We start from the raw sequence: 1,922 nt of genomic DNA, 5'->3' as shown, positions 1-1,922 counted from the left end.
CCCCGGCCATGATCCCCAGCCCGCCGATGCGTGGCGTCGGCGTCACGTGCAGCGAGCGTTCGTTGGGGTGATCCATCGGCAGGCTTATGCCGCGCCGCAGCAGCCAGGAAAGCAGCAGCCAGCACACCAGAAAAGCCGCAAGCGGCGCCATCCATTCAGCAGGCATCATTCAAAATAGCTATGTCACTGTTGGTTGTTGAAGTCATGTCTTGTTGTAGGAGCACCCGCAAGGGGTAGGCCAGGGTTGTAAAGCCGCTGAAGCGGCAACAACCATGCTCGCCCGCCCCCGGGCCGATGTCGTGGTGGTTGCGATGGTGCGAAATCGCGGCGAGGGCGCCGCTCCCACAGCGCTGGCCAATACCAACAAATAACGATGAAAGCGTTATTCAGCGTCTCCCCAAGATTATGGCCGCTTCAACCAATCAGCCACCCCCAATTCGGGCGCCCACCGATCAAGCGCTTTCAGGCCACGTTCAACCTGGCTAACCCAGCCCTTGCCGCGATTGACCATATCCTGCCAGGCTTCCTCCACTTCCCATGGCCGATAGATTTTGAATCAGTCCAACAGTGCGGCAGCTTGCGCCAGATCCTTGTTGGCTTTTTGTGTGAACGAACCGCTGCGTTCCCCATCAATCAGCAGCTTGTGCAGGGCATAACGCGCCGGATGCGGCTCAACCGCTGTTCACGCATTCCTGTCAGCTTAATTGCGGTAGTTGCAGCGTTTGCCTACGCAAAACTCATGGCGCTTCCTCGACAAGCTTACCGATATTTACCACTTCCATTCGCTCCGTGGACTTGAAGCCGTGGTCATTGGAGAGAAAGAAACGGCATCCACCCTTGAGCGCGGTAGCGTAGTGCAAGGCGTCGATAAGTTTGCCGCCTTGCTTGGCACGGATTTCGGCGGCGAGGTCGAAGGTGGCAAAATCATGCGGCAGACGTTTGATAAAATGCTCCCTGGCGAACAATTGCTTGATGCCGGCAATAGCCACTGTGTCATCGTTGCGGTAAGGTTTGACCAGTAATTCGGCAATGACGGCGTCGCCGGTCATGCCGATTATCTCGCCGGCGTCGCACGCCCGCATGACCGACGCAGCAGCCTCGAAATAGATTTCGAGCCGCGCGAGAAAATAAATGAAATAGTTGGCGTCGATATACACACGCTGTCCGCGCATCCGGGCAAGGGCGGCGGCTATCTTTCCCATTCGTCGCGCAGTTGGGAAATGGTGGCATCGACCTCTTCCGCTGTTTTGCCATACACGTCCCGCGCAATCCCGGCATAGTCCATGATGTCGCCATGACGTGCCTGCCTGGCCTTGGGGACAAGGGTAATCACGCCATTGACGTAGTCAGCTTCCAGAAGATCATCCTGATGAATGCCTGCCTGGTTGACGATGGAAACCGGTAAGGTGATTTGATGTTTGGGGCGAACCCGTACCGTTGACATGTAAGCCTCCTGAAATTGGAAGTAAGAAAATAAATCGCAATTCTTACTTATTGTATCCGCACCTATCAATTCGCACAGAAATGTTTAGAGAAACACTGATTAATTCGATATAACCGTCATTGCGAGCGAAGCGCGGCAATCCAGCGCATTGATTAAGCAGGCATTTCTGGATTGCCGCGTCGCTTCGCTCCTCGCAAAGACGGATTAATCAGCGTCTCCTTAGGCTATGTCACTGTTGGTTGTTGAGGTCATGTCTTGCCCCCTGATGAAGCCCCTGTCCTTTGGCATCCCGCAGGCGCCGCCGTAGGAACGGCTTCAGCCTCGATGCGCCGCAAGACGCAAAGGGCAAGTGCTCGACAAGGCCTCGCCACCAGGGGGTGTGTTGTAGGAGCCCCCGCAAGGAGGAGGCCGTGGTTGTAAAAGCCGACGCGTCGGCAACAACCACGCACGCCCGCCCCGGGCCGATGCCGTGGAGGTT

Annotated in this window: 2 protein-coding genes and 1 pseudogene; all 3 read right to left on the bottom strand. The window is 56.4% G+C overall.

The genetic code is table 11. The features are described 5' to 3' along the window. Positions 1-556: 556 nt before the first annotated feature. Positions 557-658, bottom strand: a pseudogene (locus tag ABW22_RS18455) (GSU2403 family nucleotidyltransferase fold protein); the annotation flags it as partial. Positions 659-737: 79 nt separating this feature from the next. Next, positions 738-1,202 (bottom strand): type II toxin-antitoxin system VapC family toxin, encoded by a 465-nt coding sequence (locus ABW22_RS14055; protein WP_082708881.1) that lies wholly within the window; start codon positions 1,200-1,202, stop codon positions 738-740. Further along, positions 1,190-1,444 carry an AbrB/MazE/SpoVT family DNA-binding domain-containing protein gene (locus ABW22_RS14050; protein ID WP_059758066.1) on the bottom strand — a complete coding sequence of 85 codons (255 nt, stop codon included), beginning with the start codon at positions 1,442-1,444 and terminating at the stop codon, positions 1,190-1,192. Before ABW22_RS14050 ends, ABW22_RS14055 begins: the two co-directional genes overlap by 13 nt. Positions 1,445-1,922: the final 478 nt, after the last annotated feature.

Source organism: Thiobacillus denitrificans, assembly GCF_001530125.1.
GTDB lineage: Bacteria > Pseudomonadota > Gammaproteobacteria > Burkholderiales > Thiobacillaceae > Thiobacillus > Thiobacillus denitrificans_C.
The sequence above is the reverse complement of the archived record's forward strand: the minus strand, read 5'-3'. Positions and strand labels throughout refer to the sequence as shown.

Bases quoted from the DNA above. Each gene is read 5' to 3' on its own strand.
- ABW22_RS14055 (WP_082708881.1), bottom strand. From the start codon at position 1,202: ATGGGAAAGATAGCCGCCGCCCTTGCCCGGATGCGCGGACAGCGTGTG.
- ABW22_RS14050 (WP_059758066.1), bottom strand. From the start codon at position 1,444: ATGTCAACGGTACGGGTTCGCCCCAAACATCAAATCACCTTACCGGTT.